General features: G+C 63.9%; 14 protein-coding genes. 4 read left to right on the top strand and 10 right to left on the bottom strand.

Features of this window, described 5'->3' with window-relative positions; genetic code table 11:
• Positions 1-18: 18 nt before the first annotated feature.
• Positions 19-1,242 carry an ABC transporter substrate-binding protein gene (locus tag UP06_RS16920; protein WP_045003995.1) on the bottom strand — a complete coding sequence of 408 codons (1,224 nt, stop codon included), beginning with the start codon at positions 1,240-1,242 and terminating at the stop codon, positions 19-21.
• Between UP06_RS16920 and UP06_RS40840 the strand changes: the two genes are divergently transcribed.
• Positions 1,241-1,390 carry a hypothetical protein gene (locus UP06_RS40840; RefSeq protein ID WP_156163013.1) on the top strand — a complete coding sequence of 50 codons (150 nt, stop codon included), beginning with the start codon at positions 1,241-1,243 and terminating at the stop codon, positions 1,388-1,390. The genes UP06_RS16920 and UP06_RS40840 overlap by 2 nt on opposite strands.
• 230 nt (positions 1,391-1,620) lie before the next feature.
• Here the strand turns inward: UP06_RS40840 and UP06_RS16915 are convergent, their stop codons facing one another.
• From UP06_RS16915 to UP06_RS16905, 3 genes are all read right to left on the bottom strand, one after another.
• Positions 1,621-2,550 carry an alpha/beta hydrolase gene (locus tag UP06_RS16915; RefSeq protein WP_045004254.1) on the bottom strand — a complete coding sequence of 310 codons (930 nt, stop codon included), beginning with the start codon at positions 2,548-2,550 and terminating at the stop codon, positions 1,621-1,623.
• Positions 2,551-2,687: 137 nt separating this feature from the next.
• Positions 2,688-3,185 carry a hypothetical protein gene (locus UP06_RS16910; RefSeq protein WP_502691559.1) on the bottom strand — a complete coding sequence of 166 codons (498 nt, stop codon included), beginning with the start codon at positions 3,183-3,185 and terminating at the stop codon, positions 2,688-2,690.
• Between the two features lie 127 nt (positions 3,186-3,312).
• Positions 3,313-3,729, bottom strand: coding sequence for a DUF3606 domain-containing protein (locus UP06_RS16905; protein ID WP_045003992.1), 417 nt, complete (start codon positions 3,727-3,729; stop codon positions 3,313-3,315).
• 271 nt (positions 3,730-4,000) lie between these two features.
• On the opposite strand from UP06_RS16905, the gene UP06_RS41555 reads away from it, so the two are divergent.
• Positions 4,001-4,147: a hypothetical protein gene (locus tag UP06_RS41555; protein ID WP_197087279.1), complete on the top strand. Its 147-nt coding sequence runs from the start codon at positions 4,001-4,003 to the stop codon at positions 4,145-4,147.
• Here the strand turns inward: UP06_RS41555 and UP06_RS16900 are convergent.
• Genes UP06_RS16900 through UP06_RS16890 form a run of 3 tightly spaced genes read right to left on the bottom strand, consistent with a single transcriptional unit; the run spans position 4,144 to position 7,946 of the window.
• A complete protein-coding gene (locus tag UP06_RS16900; RefSeq protein WP_045003991.1) occupies positions 4,144-5,730 on the bottom strand; it encodes an ATP-binding protein in 1,587 nt (528 codons plus the stop codon). The two genes, UP06_RS41555 and UP06_RS16900, sit on opposite strands and share 4 nt — an antisense overlap.
• A complete protein-coding gene (locus UP06_RS16895) occupies positions 5,727-6,431 on the bottom strand; it encodes a response regulator (protein ID WP_045003989.1) in 705 nt (234 codons plus the stop codon). The genes UP06_RS16900 and UP06_RS16895 overlap by 4 nt, the downstream gene beginning before the upstream one ends.
• 12 nt (positions 6,432-6,443) lie before the next feature.
• Entirely contained in the window at positions 6,444-7,946 is a 1,503-nt protein-coding gene (locus UP06_RS16890) for a DUF4153 domain-containing protein (protein WP_045004252.1), read from the bottom strand.
• A gap of 189 nt (positions 7,947-8,135) precedes the next feature.
• On the opposite strand from UP06_RS16890, the gene UP06_RS16885 reads away from it, so the two are divergent.
• Positions 8,136-9,473, top strand: a complete 1,338-nt coding sequence (locus tag UP06_RS16885; RefSeq protein WP_045004250.1) for a glycoside hydrolase family 3 N-terminal domain-containing protein — start codon at positions 8,136-8,138, stop codon at positions 9,471-9,473.
• Here the strand turns inward: UP06_RS16885 and UP06_RS16880 are convergent.
• Together UP06_RS16880 and UP06_RS16875 are read right to left on the bottom strand one after the other, a co-directional pair.
• Positions 9,470-11,092, bottom strand: coding sequence for an ABC transporter substrate-binding protein (locus UP06_RS16880; protein WP_045003987.1), 1,623 nt, complete (start codon positions 11,090-11,092; stop codon positions 9,470-9,472). The genes UP06_RS16885 and UP06_RS16880 overlap by 4 nt on opposite strands.
• An 84-nt stretch (positions 11,093-11,176) precedes the next feature.
• Positions 11,177-12,058, bottom strand: a complete 882-nt coding sequence (locus tag UP06_RS16875) for a LysR family transcriptional regulator (RefSeq protein ID WP_045003985.1) — start codon at positions 12,056-12,058, stop codon at positions 11,177-11,179.
• A 97-nt stretch (positions 12,059-12,155) separates the two neighbouring features.
• Here UP06_RS16875 and UP06_RS16870 point away from each other — a divergent pair, with 97 nt between their 5' ends.
• Complete coding sequence (locus UP06_RS16870; protein WP_045004248.1) at positions 12,156-12,845, top strand: peroxiredoxin-like family protein; 690 nt, start codon at positions 12,156-12,158, stop codon at positions 12,843-12,845.
• A gap of 3 nt (positions 12,846-12,848) precedes the next feature.
• On the opposite strand, the gene hydA is transcribed toward UP06_RS16870, so the two are convergent.
• On the bottom strand, positions 12,849-14,303 hold the full coding sequence (gene hydA / locus UP06_RS16865) for a dihydropyrimidinase (protein WP_045003983.1): 1,455 nt from the start codon (positions 14,301-14,303) through the stop codon (positions 12,849-12,851).
• Positions 14,304-14,437 lie beyond the last annotated feature (134 nt).

The raw sequence follows: 14,437 nt of genomic DNA, 5'->3' as shown, positions 1-14,437 counted from the left end.
AGCCTGGCGTTGCGTGGCTCACCGCGCCGCGCCTTCCGTGAATGCGGTCTCGATCACCGCCCCGAAGGGTTGCCAGGAGCGGCCGTCAAACTGGACAAGCCGCATTTGCTTGATCGGCAGATAGCTGTCTGGCGAGGTATTCATCCTGATGTTGGGTAGCGCAACGGTGGGGTGATAATCCTTAAGCGAAGCTGCCTGACGCATGATGTTCTCGCGCGACAGGTCGTCGCCGCATTGCTTCAGCACCTGCGTCAGCGCCTCGGCCGCGGCGTAGCCATAGAGCGCGGCACTGTTGTTCGTGCTTTCGACTTGATGGTATTTGTCCATGAAGGCGAACCAGTCCTTCATGGCGGGATCGTCTTTCCATGCGGGATCGCTCGGATCCTTCAGAAAGGCCGCCGAGATCACGCCGGCCGAATTCTCCAATCCTGCGGGCGCCATCGCATTGGCGATTGAGGCGGAGGCGTCGTTCACGATGAAGACCGGGTGCCAATTGAGCGACGCCGCCAGCTTGATCACCTGGGCCGCCGTCGACGGCACGCCGAGAAAGACGAAGATGTCGGCGCCCGCGCGCTTGAGGATCGAGACGTGGCCTTCGAGATGCTCATCGGCAATGTCGAAGGCGATGTCGACGAGGACAAGACGGTTCAGATCGCCAAGACCTTCCTCGATACCCCTGAGGAGCGCGCGTCCGAACTGGTCGTTCTGCCAGAGCACCACGATCTTGCGATGCGGATAATAGGCCTGGATGTAGTTGGCGTAGATGCGCCCCTCCGACCGGAACGCCGGCTGCCAGCCCATGGTCCAGGGAAACGCCTTGGCCTGGCTCAGCTCCTCGTCGCCGGAGGCGACGAAAAGCTGCGGGACCTTCTTCTCGTTCAGATACCAGCGCGTGGCGAGATTGCCGGGCGTGCCGAACGACCCGAACATCAGCTGCACGTCGTCTTTCTCGACCAGACTGCGCGTGAGCTCCAGCGCGGCCATGGGATCGGAATTGTCGTCGCGCGTGATGAAGCGGACCTTGCGGCCGTTGATGCCACCGCGATCGTTGACCATGTTGAAATAGGCGGCTTCCGCCTTGCCGATCGCGCCGAATTCCGAGAGCGGTCCCGAATAGGGCACGATATTGCCGATGCGGATTTCATTGTCGGCGGTGGATTGCTCTGGCTGCTGTTGCGACATCGCCCCGAGCGAGGCGAGAGCGGCGATCAAAACGAACAGCAGTCTGCCGGTGACGCGCATGCTCGACACCTTGTCGTTGGCCCCTCACAGAGGTCGGCTCGATCTGCACCAGGGCGAGTTGATCTACGTCAAGCGTTTGGCAATCCTGTGGCTGAGTAACCGGCCCGACGAAGCGGCAGGCGTGCTGACGCGCCGCACTTCTGATTGAGAAAGTCCCCGTGTGGCACCCCTCTCCCTAACCCTCCCCCGCAAGGGGGGAGGGAACGCACCTGTGGGGTGCGGCTGGCTAAGTGGCTAACAATTCGCGTTGAGTCTTCGCTCTGAGCTTTTGAACTCAGCTCTCGCCGCACGGCACACTGCGCTCCCTCCCCCCTTGCGGGGGAGGGCGGGGGAGAGGGGTGGCTCGGAAAATGGTGCGAATAGTTGTCGTGTCGCCCCTTACGGCAGCCCCCGCGCCTCGAGCTGATGCACCAGCAGCAGCGTCGGTTCGGCGAGGCTGTCGCCGGAGCCGTCGAGGCCGAACGCGGCGGCTATGCCGTCGCGGCTGCGCAGGAGCGTGAGGCGCGGGCAGTGGCCGGCGCCGCACAGCGTCTTCTTCAGGGTCTCGCCCTGTGTCACGATTCTTGCGGGATCATCCGTGGCCCAGGCCAGCACGATGGGCTCGTCGAAATTGAGAATGCCGGGAAAGACCGACCGCTTGTCATATTGGGCGGCATCCTGGCCGAGATAGGCCTTCTCGCTGTCGCTGGCGTCCTTGCCGACGCGATAGATGCCGGACACCAGCACCACGGCAGCGACATCGGCGCGGTCGGCCTGGAGCTCGGGATGCGCCAGCAGGGTGGCGATATGGAAGGCGCCGGCGCCATAACCGACCGCGACGATCTCGCGGGCATCGCCGTTGAACAGGTCGATATTGCCGTGGATCCAGGACAGCGCCGCTGCGACATCGGTCGCACCCTTCGGCCACGTCGCCGCGGGCGCCAGCCGATAGTTGACGCGCACCCCGATCATGTCGTTGCGCGCGGCGAAGCACATCGCCTGGTCCTGGATTTCGCGCGACAGGTCCGGCGCCGCACGGTCGCCGGTGAAGGTGTCGCCGGCCACGAACAGCAGCACCGGCCGCGGTGTATCCGCCTTGGTCGAGCTGGTGGCGACATCGAGCACATTGGCCTCGCTGTCGCCATAGCGCAGGCCGCGCGAGAAGGTGACCTGCTCGCACAGCCGCGCGGTGCCGCCGGCCGTCGTGTCGGAGTCGGTCAGGCCGACGCGCACGAGATCGGGCGGCGCTGTCAGCCGCGCGGGCAACGGGCCGTGCGCGGAGGCGGTTGTCACGGTCAGAACAAGGAAAAAAGCGAGATAATTCTTCATCATGTGGGTGCCGGCCTTGTGCGCTTGATACTGACGCGCGGGTTTGGCCTGTCTTTTCAGTTCGCCTTATTAGTTCGTCTTGTTGGTTTAACTTGCGGCGATTTCACGGCACCCCTGGTTCGTCCTTCAAGCTCATCTCAATTTCCCGGCTGGAACGTGCAATCCGCCCCGCTGCCGTCCTTTTGCCGGATGGCGTTGGGATCGATCGTGCAGCTCAGTTTGCTCAGGCTCTCGAAATTCGATCCCGCCGCACCATCCGGCGGAACACCGGCCAGCGCCTCGGTGGCAAAGATCTCGTTGGCGGTCGAGCCGGCCACGGTCTTCACCTTCTTGCCGAAGGTGACCTCGCAGTTGCGTACCGTGATGTCGACATTGCCGGTGCGGCAGACGATCCTGTCCGCAGTCACCACGATTGCCTTCTTGTAGGGGATGTCGCTGTTGGCGGCGAACAGCATCGCCATCGCCTTCTTCTCCGCGCCCGACAGGAGCGGCGACAGCGGCGCGATCACGCCCGCCAGCGCCAGCGCAACCGAGCCTGAGACCTTTGCCGGCGTGCCGCCAGACGCGCCCGCGACATTGGAGGCGGCGGCGACAACGAGCGCAGCGGCGGTGCAAGCCGTCACGATGAACTTCATTTTCATGTCTCCTGGCCGATCAGGGCTTCGATGTCGCAAGCGGTGTCAACCTACGACAGAACCACCGGCTTTGGCAGCCTGAAGCGCGACCGGGCGTGGCGCGACGGCAGAACAGATGTCCGACGCCTCAGCTGGCCGTCTTCCGCTTGGCGGCTTTCTTCGTCTTCTTCTTGACGGTCTTCTTGGCCGCCTTCCTCTTCGCTGCCTTCTGGGCGGTCAGATACGCCTCGACCTTCTTTGCGGAATGGCCGGCGGCGGCGATGGCGGCCTTCAGCTTGGCCGGCGTGATCTTGAATTTCTTCGACCAGTAGCGGACTTCATAGGCCTCGCTCAGCGCGATCCGGCTCTTGTCGGCGGCGCGGTGTTTCTGGAGCTTGATGTATTCCTCTACCTTCCGTGCGGAATGGCCCACCTTCTTGACGGCGTATTTCAGCTTGGCCGGGGTCACCTTGAATTTCTTCGACCAGTAGGCGACTTCGTATCTCTCGGTGAGCGCGATCAGCGCGCGATCGGCGCCGCCCCGCTTTGCCTTGTCGTCAGCCATGCTTCCCTCCTGCCGCAAATGCGTGCATCCAGTCTAGCATGCAATCGGATTTGGAAGGCAAGGTGCGAGCCGCGCAGCGGTTTGCGCGGCGCCGCCGTTTTGCCGCGCCGTGTCCAATGGTTGTCGCGCGTCAGATGCCCCATGCGGGAAGGGTCCCGTCTACTGTGCATGGGGTTGTTTTCGACTTTTTTGCCATTCGCGTGTCCGTGATGGAACCTTATGCCGGCTGACGCGACTTACCTATACGCGGGGAGAAACGTGCGAGGCTGTCATGTCTGAGCAGTGGAAGCATACCGCCGATCCGGCCGAGATCATGCGGGCGACCGGTCACCCTGAACTGGAATATGCCGCGGGCTGGACCATTGCCGGCCTGGTCACCATCGGCACCATCGTCGCCGCCTGGGTGTTTGCGATCTAGGCGATAGGAAACTGAAGCTCGAAGGCCGCGCCCTCGTCGGTCGGCTTGAGCCTGATCGAGCCGCCATGGCTCGCCATCACCGCGCGTGCAATCGCGAGCCCCACCCCGGTGCCGCCCTGGTCGCGGCGGGTCGTGAAGAACGCGTCAAAGATCCTGTCGCGGTTCGGCGCCGAGATCGGCTCGCCGTCGTTGCTGACCATCAGCAGCAAGGTCGTACCCTCGTCGACCGCCTCCAGCCTGATTGACTTTGCCTTGTGCCGCATCGCGTTGTCGGCGAGATGCGACAGCACGATCAGCGCCTTCTCGCCGGACATGCTGATCGCCCGGTCGAGGCTGCCGCTGGCCAGAATCGCGCTTTCCGGAAACCGGCTCTTGAGATCGGCGATGACGGGCGCGAGCTCGGTGCGCTCGTTCTGCGGCAGGCTCTCGGCGCGGGCGAGTTCGCGCAGCCGCTGCGCCATCGCCTCCAGCCGCTTGGTGTCGGAGAGGATGTTGGCGATGAACGTCTTCTGCTCGGCCGGCGTCAGGCCCTCGGGCCTGCCGTGATACGAATCCTGCAACAGCTCGGCCGCGCCCTTGATCGAGGTCAGCGGCGATTTCAGCTCGTGGGTGAGGTGGGCCGAGAACGTCGCGATGTAGTCCGAGCGCCGCGCCAGCTGCTCGGCCATGCCGAGGAAGCTGTGCGAAAGCTGCGCGAACTCGCGCGTGCCGTAATGGCTGAGCGGCTGGAAGGCTTCGCGGTCGCCGCGGCCGATCCGCGCCGCGCGATCGATCAGCTCGCGCATCGGCCGGGTGATGGTGCGCGAGAACACGAGGCCAATCGCGATGGTGCCGAGGATCACGGCGAGCCCCGCCAGCACGAATTTGGCCCTCTCCTGGTAGAGATGGTCGAAGATGTTGCTCGGCGTCCGCGTGGTGTAGATCACGCCGGCGACGCGGTTGTTGACGATGACCGGCATCGCCGAGAACACGTGGACGCCGAGGCCGCGGCTGAAGGAATAGATTGGCGGCGGCGGCTTGTCCGGCACGCGGTTGCGCAAGGTGGCGCGGTATTGCCCGTGCAGCGCGTCCGCGACCTCCTCGATGTGGGCGAGCGATTGCCCGACCTCCTGCCGTCCGGCGATCACTACGCCCTGCGGGTCGAGGATCCGAAATCCCGCCAGCGTCACCTTCTGCGTCTCGCGGATGATCGGCGTCAGTTTTGCGCCGATCTCGACATAAGCCTGCTGCGCGGGCCGGGGCGCGGCCTGCGCATCCGGCCGCCGTCGCAACAGGTCGTTGGCGGTGAGATCGAGCGCGGCACGGATCGGTGTGAACTGGTCGCCGGGGTCGGGCAGCACGTTCGGCGCGACCTCGGCGCCGAGCGTCAGGCCGCTGTCGAGCCGCGCCGTGACCTCCTGCGCATAGATCGTCGCAAGCACGCGGCTCTGCGCGATCAGCTCGGCCTGGGTCTGGCGGATCAGCTGGTTGTCGTAGAGGCGGAAGAAGAACAGGCCCACCAGCGGCAGCACGGCGACGGTCGCCAGCACCGCGAAAATCACGAGCCCCAGCGACGGCCGCCATTTGTCGGGCGCCGCGCTCATGCCTCTTTCTCGCAGCGGCCGAGCTTGAAGCCGACGCCGTGGATTGTTTCGATCACATTCTCGCAGTCCTGCGCCGCGAGCTTGGCGCGGATGTTGCGGATGTGGCTGTCGATGGTGCGATCCGAGACCTGGATGTTGAGCTGATAGGCCGCCCGCATCAGCTGCTCACGATTGAACACGGACGTCGGCCGGGTCAGGAACGCGCGCAAGATGCCGAACTCGATCGCGGTGAGCTTCAGCAGGGTGCCGGCGAAGGAGGCGACGTGCTGCTCGGGATCGATCAGCAGGCCGCCTTGCGACAGCGCGCCAGGGCCGGCCTTGGCGTCGCCATTGCGGGGGCTGAGGCGGCGCAGGATGACGTTGACCCGCGCCACCAATTCGCGCGGGCTGAACGGCTTGGTCACATAATCGTCGCCGCCGATCTCGAGGCCAAGGATGCGGTCGATCTCCTCGTCACGTGCCGACAGGAACAGGATCGGCACGTCGGAGTTTTTGCGCACCTCACGGCAGACGTCGAGGCCGTCGAACTCCGGCATGCCGATGTCGAGCACGATCAGGTCAGGCATGTCGGCGGCAAAGCGGCTCAGCGCCTCCTTGCCGTCGCGCGCCTCGATCACGTCCATGCCGGCTTTCTTCAAGGCGACGCGGATGACCTCGCGGATGTGGCCCTCGTCGTCGACGATGAGAATGCGATGCGCCAAGACTATCTCCGCTCAACCCGCCGGCTGACTGTTGGACTGGCTCTTGGCTTGGGCGTCAAGCCTGCGCTGTAGCCGCCAGCTTCGAAAGCCCCCGGCCCGCCAGGCCAGGTCCTGCCGTTGACTTTCTACAAGCCGATCTCGGCGTCTCGCAAGACAGTAGTCGCCCCCGCGAAGCGAGATGACTTTGTCAATTGCAGGCAGCGCCTGCGGGCCCAATGTGAGGAGGTAGTCGGCATCGATCTTCACGCCCTGGCCCCACATTTCGCTGCTGTGGCTCAGATTATAGTCGGCAATGAACGCATCGAAGTTCACCAGCGAGGCACCGTAGAGCACGATCGTTAACGCGATCAGATTGGCACTGACAAGCCACCGGTTGGACCGATCGAGCGCGATGCGCGCTACGATCAGGACCAGCCCGAGCGCCACCAGCCCCATCCAGATGAAGGCCGCGATGCGCCAGTAGGTCAGCATGTAGATGTCCACGTAGAGATCGAGGCGTAGGATGGAGGAGGCGACCAGCAGGACATTCTGCCCGACCCAGAGATAGACCAGCGGCCGGATCACCGTCGATTTCTCGGCCGGTCCACCCGGACGCATCGCCACCAGCACGAAGGCGGCGGCGAGCAGCGCGGTCGCGATCAGCGGATAGGCGCCGCGATGGGCGTAGGCCGCGTAGGTCATGCTGGCAGGCAGCGCCAGATGGCCCCAGAGGTAGATGCCGTCGAGGAGCGACTGCGCCGCGAACAGCAGATTGAATAGGATCAGCGAGCGCAGGATGGCGGACGGTCCCAGGAACTCGGCCGGAATGATGGGTGCGAGAGGCTCCGGCTCGGCGGTATCGGCGATGGCCTCGGTAACCACTTTCCTGCGCCGCCAGCGGATATGGATGAATGGCCAGACCAGCGCCAGCATCGCCGTCCAGAACAGCACGCGCGGGATGCTGACATAGTCGAGGATGAGCTTTGGATTGAGCAGCGACACCCACTGCTCGATCAGGGGATTGGCCGCGGCGAACAGCGCGACAAAGACGGTGCCCAGCACGATCGGCAACAGCCAAAGGGCGAGGCCGCGGGTGAACGCCGACATGTTGAAGATTTGGAGCGCCTCGGGGAAGAATCTGAAGGGACCGAACAGGACGAAATTGCGCAGCGCGCGGGCACGGTCGGCGAGCCCTTTCGTCTCCGGATTGGTCGCGAGCAGCAGCGCAACGACCAGCGCAGTGACGAGGATCAGGAATGACTGCGTATTGAGCTCCTCGACCGCCGGCACGAAACCGAGGGTGACGATCGCACCGCCGATCGCCGCGCGCCGAAAGTCCAACACCGCGTGATTGAAAAGCACGGACACGCAGGCGATCGCGATCGTAAACAGCGTGACCGACAGCCCGATCCGCTCGCCGTAGAACAGCCAGTCGGCAAGCGCGGCCAGCGCCAGTGCGAGGCCGACCTTGGTCGGAATCGAGGAGTGCCTGATCGGCTGAATGTCCGCTGCGATCGTCGAAGCCAGGCTCGTCATGTTCAAAAGACCTTTCGTGGAGAGGGACACCACGAAGTCTGGACGGGCCTTGTGCAGAAGCCGGGATCATCGTCTGCACAAGTTCAGGAGTCTTTTGCAGATTTCGTGCAGTCGCGCTTTTGCCTCTCGCACGGCGTGAATCGCTTTGATAGGTGCGAAGCATTCGCCATCTCGCACATGTTGCATCCCATGCAATTCCTTCGTCGAACCGGTCTCATCCTGCTCTGGCTGGCCGCGCCCGTTGTTGCCTTCGGGGCCACCAACAAGAACGATCCCTATCTGCTCGTGCTGCGTGGCGCCGGAAACATTGCGCTCGTCGTCATAAGCATCATGATCGTCATCGTCCTGATCCGCAGAGGGCGGTGGCGAAGCATGACCGGCAAACTCCTCATCATCCTCTGGTGCTTGCAGCCGCTCCTGATGTCGGCGGCGCATCTCAAGTTCGAGCTGCGCAAGCACGAGGTTCTTGCCGCCAGCACTGCCGAGGCGCGGCAGCTCGGGCCTCACTTCATGGTCGGCTATTCGTCGTTGCCCGAGGTGGCGCGCCTTGCCGAACAGGGATTGATCGGCGGCGTCTACGTCACCCGCCACAACATCCGGGGCCGGACGGCCGATGCGCTGCGTGCCGAGATCGCTGTACTCCAGGACAAGCGGCGCGCAGCTAGCCTGCCGCCGCTGATCGTCGCCGCGGATCAGGAGGGCGGCATTGTCGGGCATCTCTCGCCGCCGCTGACAAAAGTGCCGGCGCTGGCGACGCTCGCGGGGCTTGCCCCTGACGATCAGCAGGTCAAAGCGGAGGAGTTCGGCCGCATCCATGGGCGCGAGCTTGCCGGGCTCGGCATCAACCTCAATCTCGCGCCGGTGCTCGACCTCAAGCCGCCGGTCCGGCGCAACCGTCTCGATTTCCATACGCTGATCGGCCAGCGCGCGATTGCCACCGATCCTGTTGTCGTCGTCGCGATCGCGAGCGCCTATGTACACGGGCTGGAGGCCTCAGGTGTTGGCGCGACGCTCAAGCATTTCCCGGGCATCGGCCGCGTCCGCACCGACACGCACCATTTCAGTGCCAATCTCGATACACCGGTCAGGGAGTTGGAGGCGACCGATTGGCTCCCGTTCCGCGAGGTGCTGTCTCAATCGCACAGCGCGCTCATGGTCGGCCATGTCACGCTCACCGTGGTCGATCCCGATCGCGCAGCATCGCATTCGAAGGCCGTCGTCGAGGGGATCATCCGCGACAAGTGGAAGTACCAGGGCGTGGTGATGACCGACGATCTCGTGATGGGTGCGATCTACCAGCACGATGTCTGCAAGGCCGTGGTCGAGGCCATCAACGCGGGCGTCGACCTGCTGCTGGTCGCCTATGACGGTGCGCAATTCTATCGGATCTTTGCCTGCGCGCTGGACGGATCACGCCAAGGCAAGCTCGATACAGCAATGTTGCGCGCGAGCGCAGCACGACTGGAAAGAGGCTCTCCGAAAGATCAGGCGCGAGCCGCCTCAGGCGTCGTCGGCCTCGCCCGTTAGCCTTTCGCGAACTGACGGTAGTCCGGCTCGCGGTGAAACCAGAACTCGTAGCCGGATACGCCTTTCTGCATGGCGACGTCGTGGATCGGCTGGTTGAGCGGGATGACGGGAACATCGCTCATGCAGAGTGTGATAAAATCCTTTACGGCCTTGTCGTACTCTGTCGCGTCGGTGGTGAACCGCGCCTTGTCGATCAGCGTGTCCATCGCCTTGTTCTGGTACGAGGAGATGTTGAAGATCGAGTTGTTGCCGTGGAAATTCCAGTAGAAATAATACTCGGGATAATCGAGCCAGCCGCTGAAACGATTCAGCGCGAGCGGCAGCTCCTTCTTGTTCAGCGTCGTGCGCCAGTTCGCGCCCGGTATCTTCTCGATCGACGCCTTGATCCCGATCTTGGCGAGGCTCTCCTGGATCAAGATGGTCGTGGGCTCGCCGACGGTCGCAGTCCCCGTGTCGAGCGACAAGGTTGTTTCCAGGCCGGACTCGAAGCCCGCCTCTTTCATCAGCGCCTTGGCCTTGTCGAGATCGGTGACATAGGGAGATGGTTGCGGCCACACCGGCTTTGAAACCTCCGCTGCCCCGCCATACATTGGAACGGCGCGCCCGAAGAAGGCGCTGCTCTGGATCTGCTCATACGGCATCGCCCAGGCGATGGCCTGCCGAAGCTTTACATTGTCGAACGGCGGCTTCGCCGCATTCAACGCCACGTACCAGAGCGCGTTGGGGATCGGCACGCCCGAAACCTTGACCTTGCCCTCCTTGATGATTTGCTCGAAATCGCGCGGTGCAAAACCGCTGGAGAGGTCGGCATCGCCCCGCTCCAGCATCGCGCGGCGCGTGCCGGCGGAAGGAACGTCGCGCGCGATCACGCGCCTGATTTTCGGCAGCGGCCCGCTGGTCCAGTCGTCGAAGCGCGACAGCACAGTTTCGCTGCCAGGCTTCCAGCTGTCGATCTTGTAGGCGCCGCCGCCGGCCTCGTTGTTCTTGAGCCACACCAGCGCCCAGGGGTCTTCGAGTGTTGCGTTCTTCTTCGCGAGTTCGGAGTTGATGATGAAGGGCACGACCACCGCGACGTTGAAGAGCAGCATCTTGTCCTTGCGCACATAGTCGATGCGGAAGGTGTGGTCGTCGACGACCACGAACTGCTCGGGCTTCTCCAGCGATCCCGCCGACATCTGAAAGGTCGGAAAGCCGCCGACTTTCACCGCGCGGTCGAACGACCATTTGACGTCCTTGGCCGTGACCGGCGTGCCGTCGTGGAATTTCGCGTTCTGCCGGAGCTTGAAGGTGCAGGACATGCCGTCGGCAGCAACCTCCCAGCTCTCCGCGAGCTCAGGGGCGAGCGTCGCGCGATCATAGGACAGTGTGCCGTCCGGAAGCGTCTTCGACGCATAGGTCAGCAGGCGATCGTAGCAGTTCCAGGACAGGCCGTTCACGGTCTGATTGGAGCCGACGCCCTGCATGTCGAGCGAGTTCGGCCCGAGCTCCTGCACCACCAGCAGCGTTTCCGCGCGCCCCTGCGCCCAGGCGAAGCGCGGCGCGACGGCCGTCATTCCGGCGATGCCGAGGCCACCGAGGACGACGTTACGACGGCCTATATGAAAAGACGAATCGCTCATGGCTGCCTCTGTGCGAGAGTTGTCCGGGATCGAGAGGCAAGGCGTATGCCACCAGTGCGCTTCAAGGTGTCGCACTTGTCTGGGTTATCGGAGCTCCTCCGCCAGAAAGTCGACCAGCGCCCGCACCTTGGTCGAGGGACGCCGGCCGCCTGGGAAGACAGCATGCACGTCGACGGGCGAGAGCTTGTAGCTCTTCAGCAGCGGCACCAGCGCGCCGACCTTGATCTCGGGCCCAGCCATGATGGGCGATGTCACGGCGATGCCGAGCCCCGCCAGCACGCATGCAAACACACCGGGACCCGAATCGGCACAGATGCGACCGCGGACATCGACGGACATCTCCGTGCCGTTGCGGCTGAACGACCATGTGGTGCGGCCGAATAGGCCGGGGCCGAAGATACAATCATGCGACGCGAGATCCGCCGGCGTCTTCGGCGTGCCGCGCCCGGCAAGATAGGACGGCGCCGCCACGAGCAGCCGCGGGAGCGTTGCCAGTTTTCGTGCACCAAAGCCGGAGTCGATGAGCGGGCCGAGGCGAATGGCGACGTCGGTCCCCTCGGCAACGAGATCCTGCCGCTCGTCGACCACGGATAGCTCAACGCGCAGCAGGGGATGTGCGGCAAGGAACTTTGGCAGGCGCGGGATGATGTTTCGCGTGCCGTAGACGATAGGCATCGTGACGCGCAGCGTCCCGCGCAAGGAGTCGACGCCGCGCGCGGCGTCCTCGGCATCCTCGATGTCGGCGAGAACCTCGCGCGCACGGGTGAGGAACAGCGCGCCGGCATCCGTCACGGTGATGCGTCGCGTGGTCCGCAGCAGCAGCTTGACGCCGAGCCGCGCCTCCAATTCGCCGATGATGCGCGACACCGAGGGCTGCGACAGGCCGAGCTCGCGTGCGGCCTTCGAGAAGCTGCCGCTCTCCGCCGCCCGGGCGAAGACAGCCAATTCCTGCAATCGGTCACTCATTTGAAATCCAGATAAATGTTCTCCGTAATCGCCATATACCCCTTCATTTCCAAATGATCCAGATAGAGCGGGCCAACAGCAACCGATGGAGCTTCTCATGGCCCTGCAAGACAAACTTCAAGACAAACTCGATGCCCTTAAAGCCGACTTCGAAGGCGGACGCTTTCCGCTCAAGCCCACCAAGGAGGCGCTCGACACCATGCACCGCGCCACCACTGGGCTAATCGCGACTGGCCAGGCGCAACGCGCGAAGAAGGCCGGCGACGTCGCGCCGGAGTTCATCCTGAATGATCCAGACGGCAAGCCGATGTCCTCACGCGACCTGCTCGCGAAGGGGGCGCTGGTCGTGTCGTTCTATCGCGGCGTCTGGTGCCCGTATTGTAACCTCGAGCTTCAAGCGCTTCAGGAGACTTTGCCGGAGATCGCCGCGCGCGGCGCCAGCCTGGTTGCGATCTCGCCGCAGACAGCGCCGAACAGCCGCAAGTCGCAGCGCGATAACAAGCTGGCCTTCCCTATCCTGAGCGACGTCAAGAGCAAAGTTGCCGACGCCTTCGGTATCCGCTTCGCGCTGCCGGATGATCTCGTCGCACTCTACAAGTCATTCAAGAACGATTTGCCGACGTTCAACGACGATCCATCCTGGGTGCTTCCGATGCCCGCGCGCTACGTCATCGGCCGCGACGGCATCATCGCCTATGCGGAAGTGAACCCGGACTACACGCACCGTCCGGATCCGTCTGAGCTCTTGCCGGTACTTGACCGGTTGCGGGCGGGCAAGGCGGCCTGAGCCCTAAGGCGTCACCGCTCCGCGGCTTACGGCCCGCGGGGCGGTCAGCTCTTTCCAGGTCGAGTTGGCGACATGCACCGGCGAGAAGGCGGGACGCTCGACGTAGTGGCCATCGCCGGCTTCGGCACGCAGATCGCCATCCTTCCAGACGATGCGGCCGCGCGACAGCGTCGCGGCCGGTCCGCCGGTGCAGGAAAAGCCCTCGAACACGTTGTAATCGATCCGGCTCATCTGCCGCTTGGCACTGATGGTTTTGCTCGCTCTGGGATCCCACACCACGATATCTGCATCCGAGCCCACGGCGACGGCGCCCTTGCGCGGATAGATGTTGAGGATGCGGGCGATATTTGCCGAGGTGACCGCTACGAACTCTTCCTTCGTCAGCCGGCCCGTGGCCACGCCCGCGGTCCACAGCAGCGCCAGGCGATCTTCGAGGCCGCCGGTGCCGTTCGGGATCTTTCGGAAGTCGCCGAGCCCGAACCGCTTCTGCTCCGTGGTGAAGGCGCAGTGGTCGGTCGCGACCACCTGGAGCGAGCCGGATTGCAGACCGGCCCACAGGCTGTCCTGATGCGATCTGTCGCGGAACGGCGGCGACATCACGCGCTGTGCGGAATGATTCCAGTCCTTGTTCTGATACTCACTCTCATCGAGCAGCAAGTGCTGGATCAATGGCTCGCCATAGACGCGTTTTCCCGCGGCCCGCGCCCGAGCGATCGCCTCGTGTGCTTCTCGGCAACTCGTGTGCACGATATAGACCGGCGTGCCCGTCATGTCCGCGATCATGATGGCGCGGTTGGTGGCCTCGCCCTCCACCTCCGGCGGCCGGGAATAAGCGTGTCCTTCGGGGCCGGTGACGCCGCGCGCGATCAGCGCCTCCTGCATCAGCGCGACGACGTCGCCGTTCTCCGCATGCACCACCGGCATGGCGCCGAGATGGGCGCAGCGCGCGAACGAATTGTAGAGTTCGTCGTCGTTCACCATCAGCGCGCCCTTGTAGGCCATGAAGTGCTTGAAGGTGTTGATGCCGTAGGTTTTGACCACGGTTTCCATCTCGTCATAGATCTGCTTCGACCATGACGTCACCGCCATGTGGAAGCCGTAGTCGGTCGCCGCCTTCTCGGATTTGTGCCGCCACTCCTGATAGGCCGCGAGCATCGACTGGCCGGGATCGGGCAGGCAGAAATCCACCACCATGGTGGTGCCGCCGGTCAGAGCCGCCTTCGTGCCCGACTCGAAATCGTCGGCGGTGACGGTGCCCATGAACGGCATTTCGAGATGGGTATGCGGATCGATTCCGCCGGGGATGATGTAGGCGCCGCCTGCGTCGATGATCTCGGTCCCCGTCGGCGCCGCGATCGATGCGCCGACCGCGACGATGGTGTCGCCGTCGATCAGCACGTCCGCGCGGCGCGAATGATCATGATTGACGACGGTGCCGCCGCGGATGAGGAGGGACATGGGAACTCCAGAGGAAGTGAGTGCTGCGTTGAAGCTAAGCGGGCCAGTCGGCGTACAACAGGCGAAATTTTAGTCATTCTCTGGAGTGTGCCTGAGCGCGCCGATTGGCGACGGAATACGTGTTGCATGTGCGA

Origin of the sequence: Bradyrhizobium sp. LTSP857 (genome assembly GCF_000938285.1) — a bacterium.
Classification (GTDB): domain Bacteria; phylum Pseudomonadota; class Alphaproteobacteria; order Rhizobiales; family Xanthobacteraceae; genus Bradyrhizobium.
Note: the sequence above shows the minus strand (reverse complement) of the source record. Positions and strands in the feature narration are given on the sequence as shown.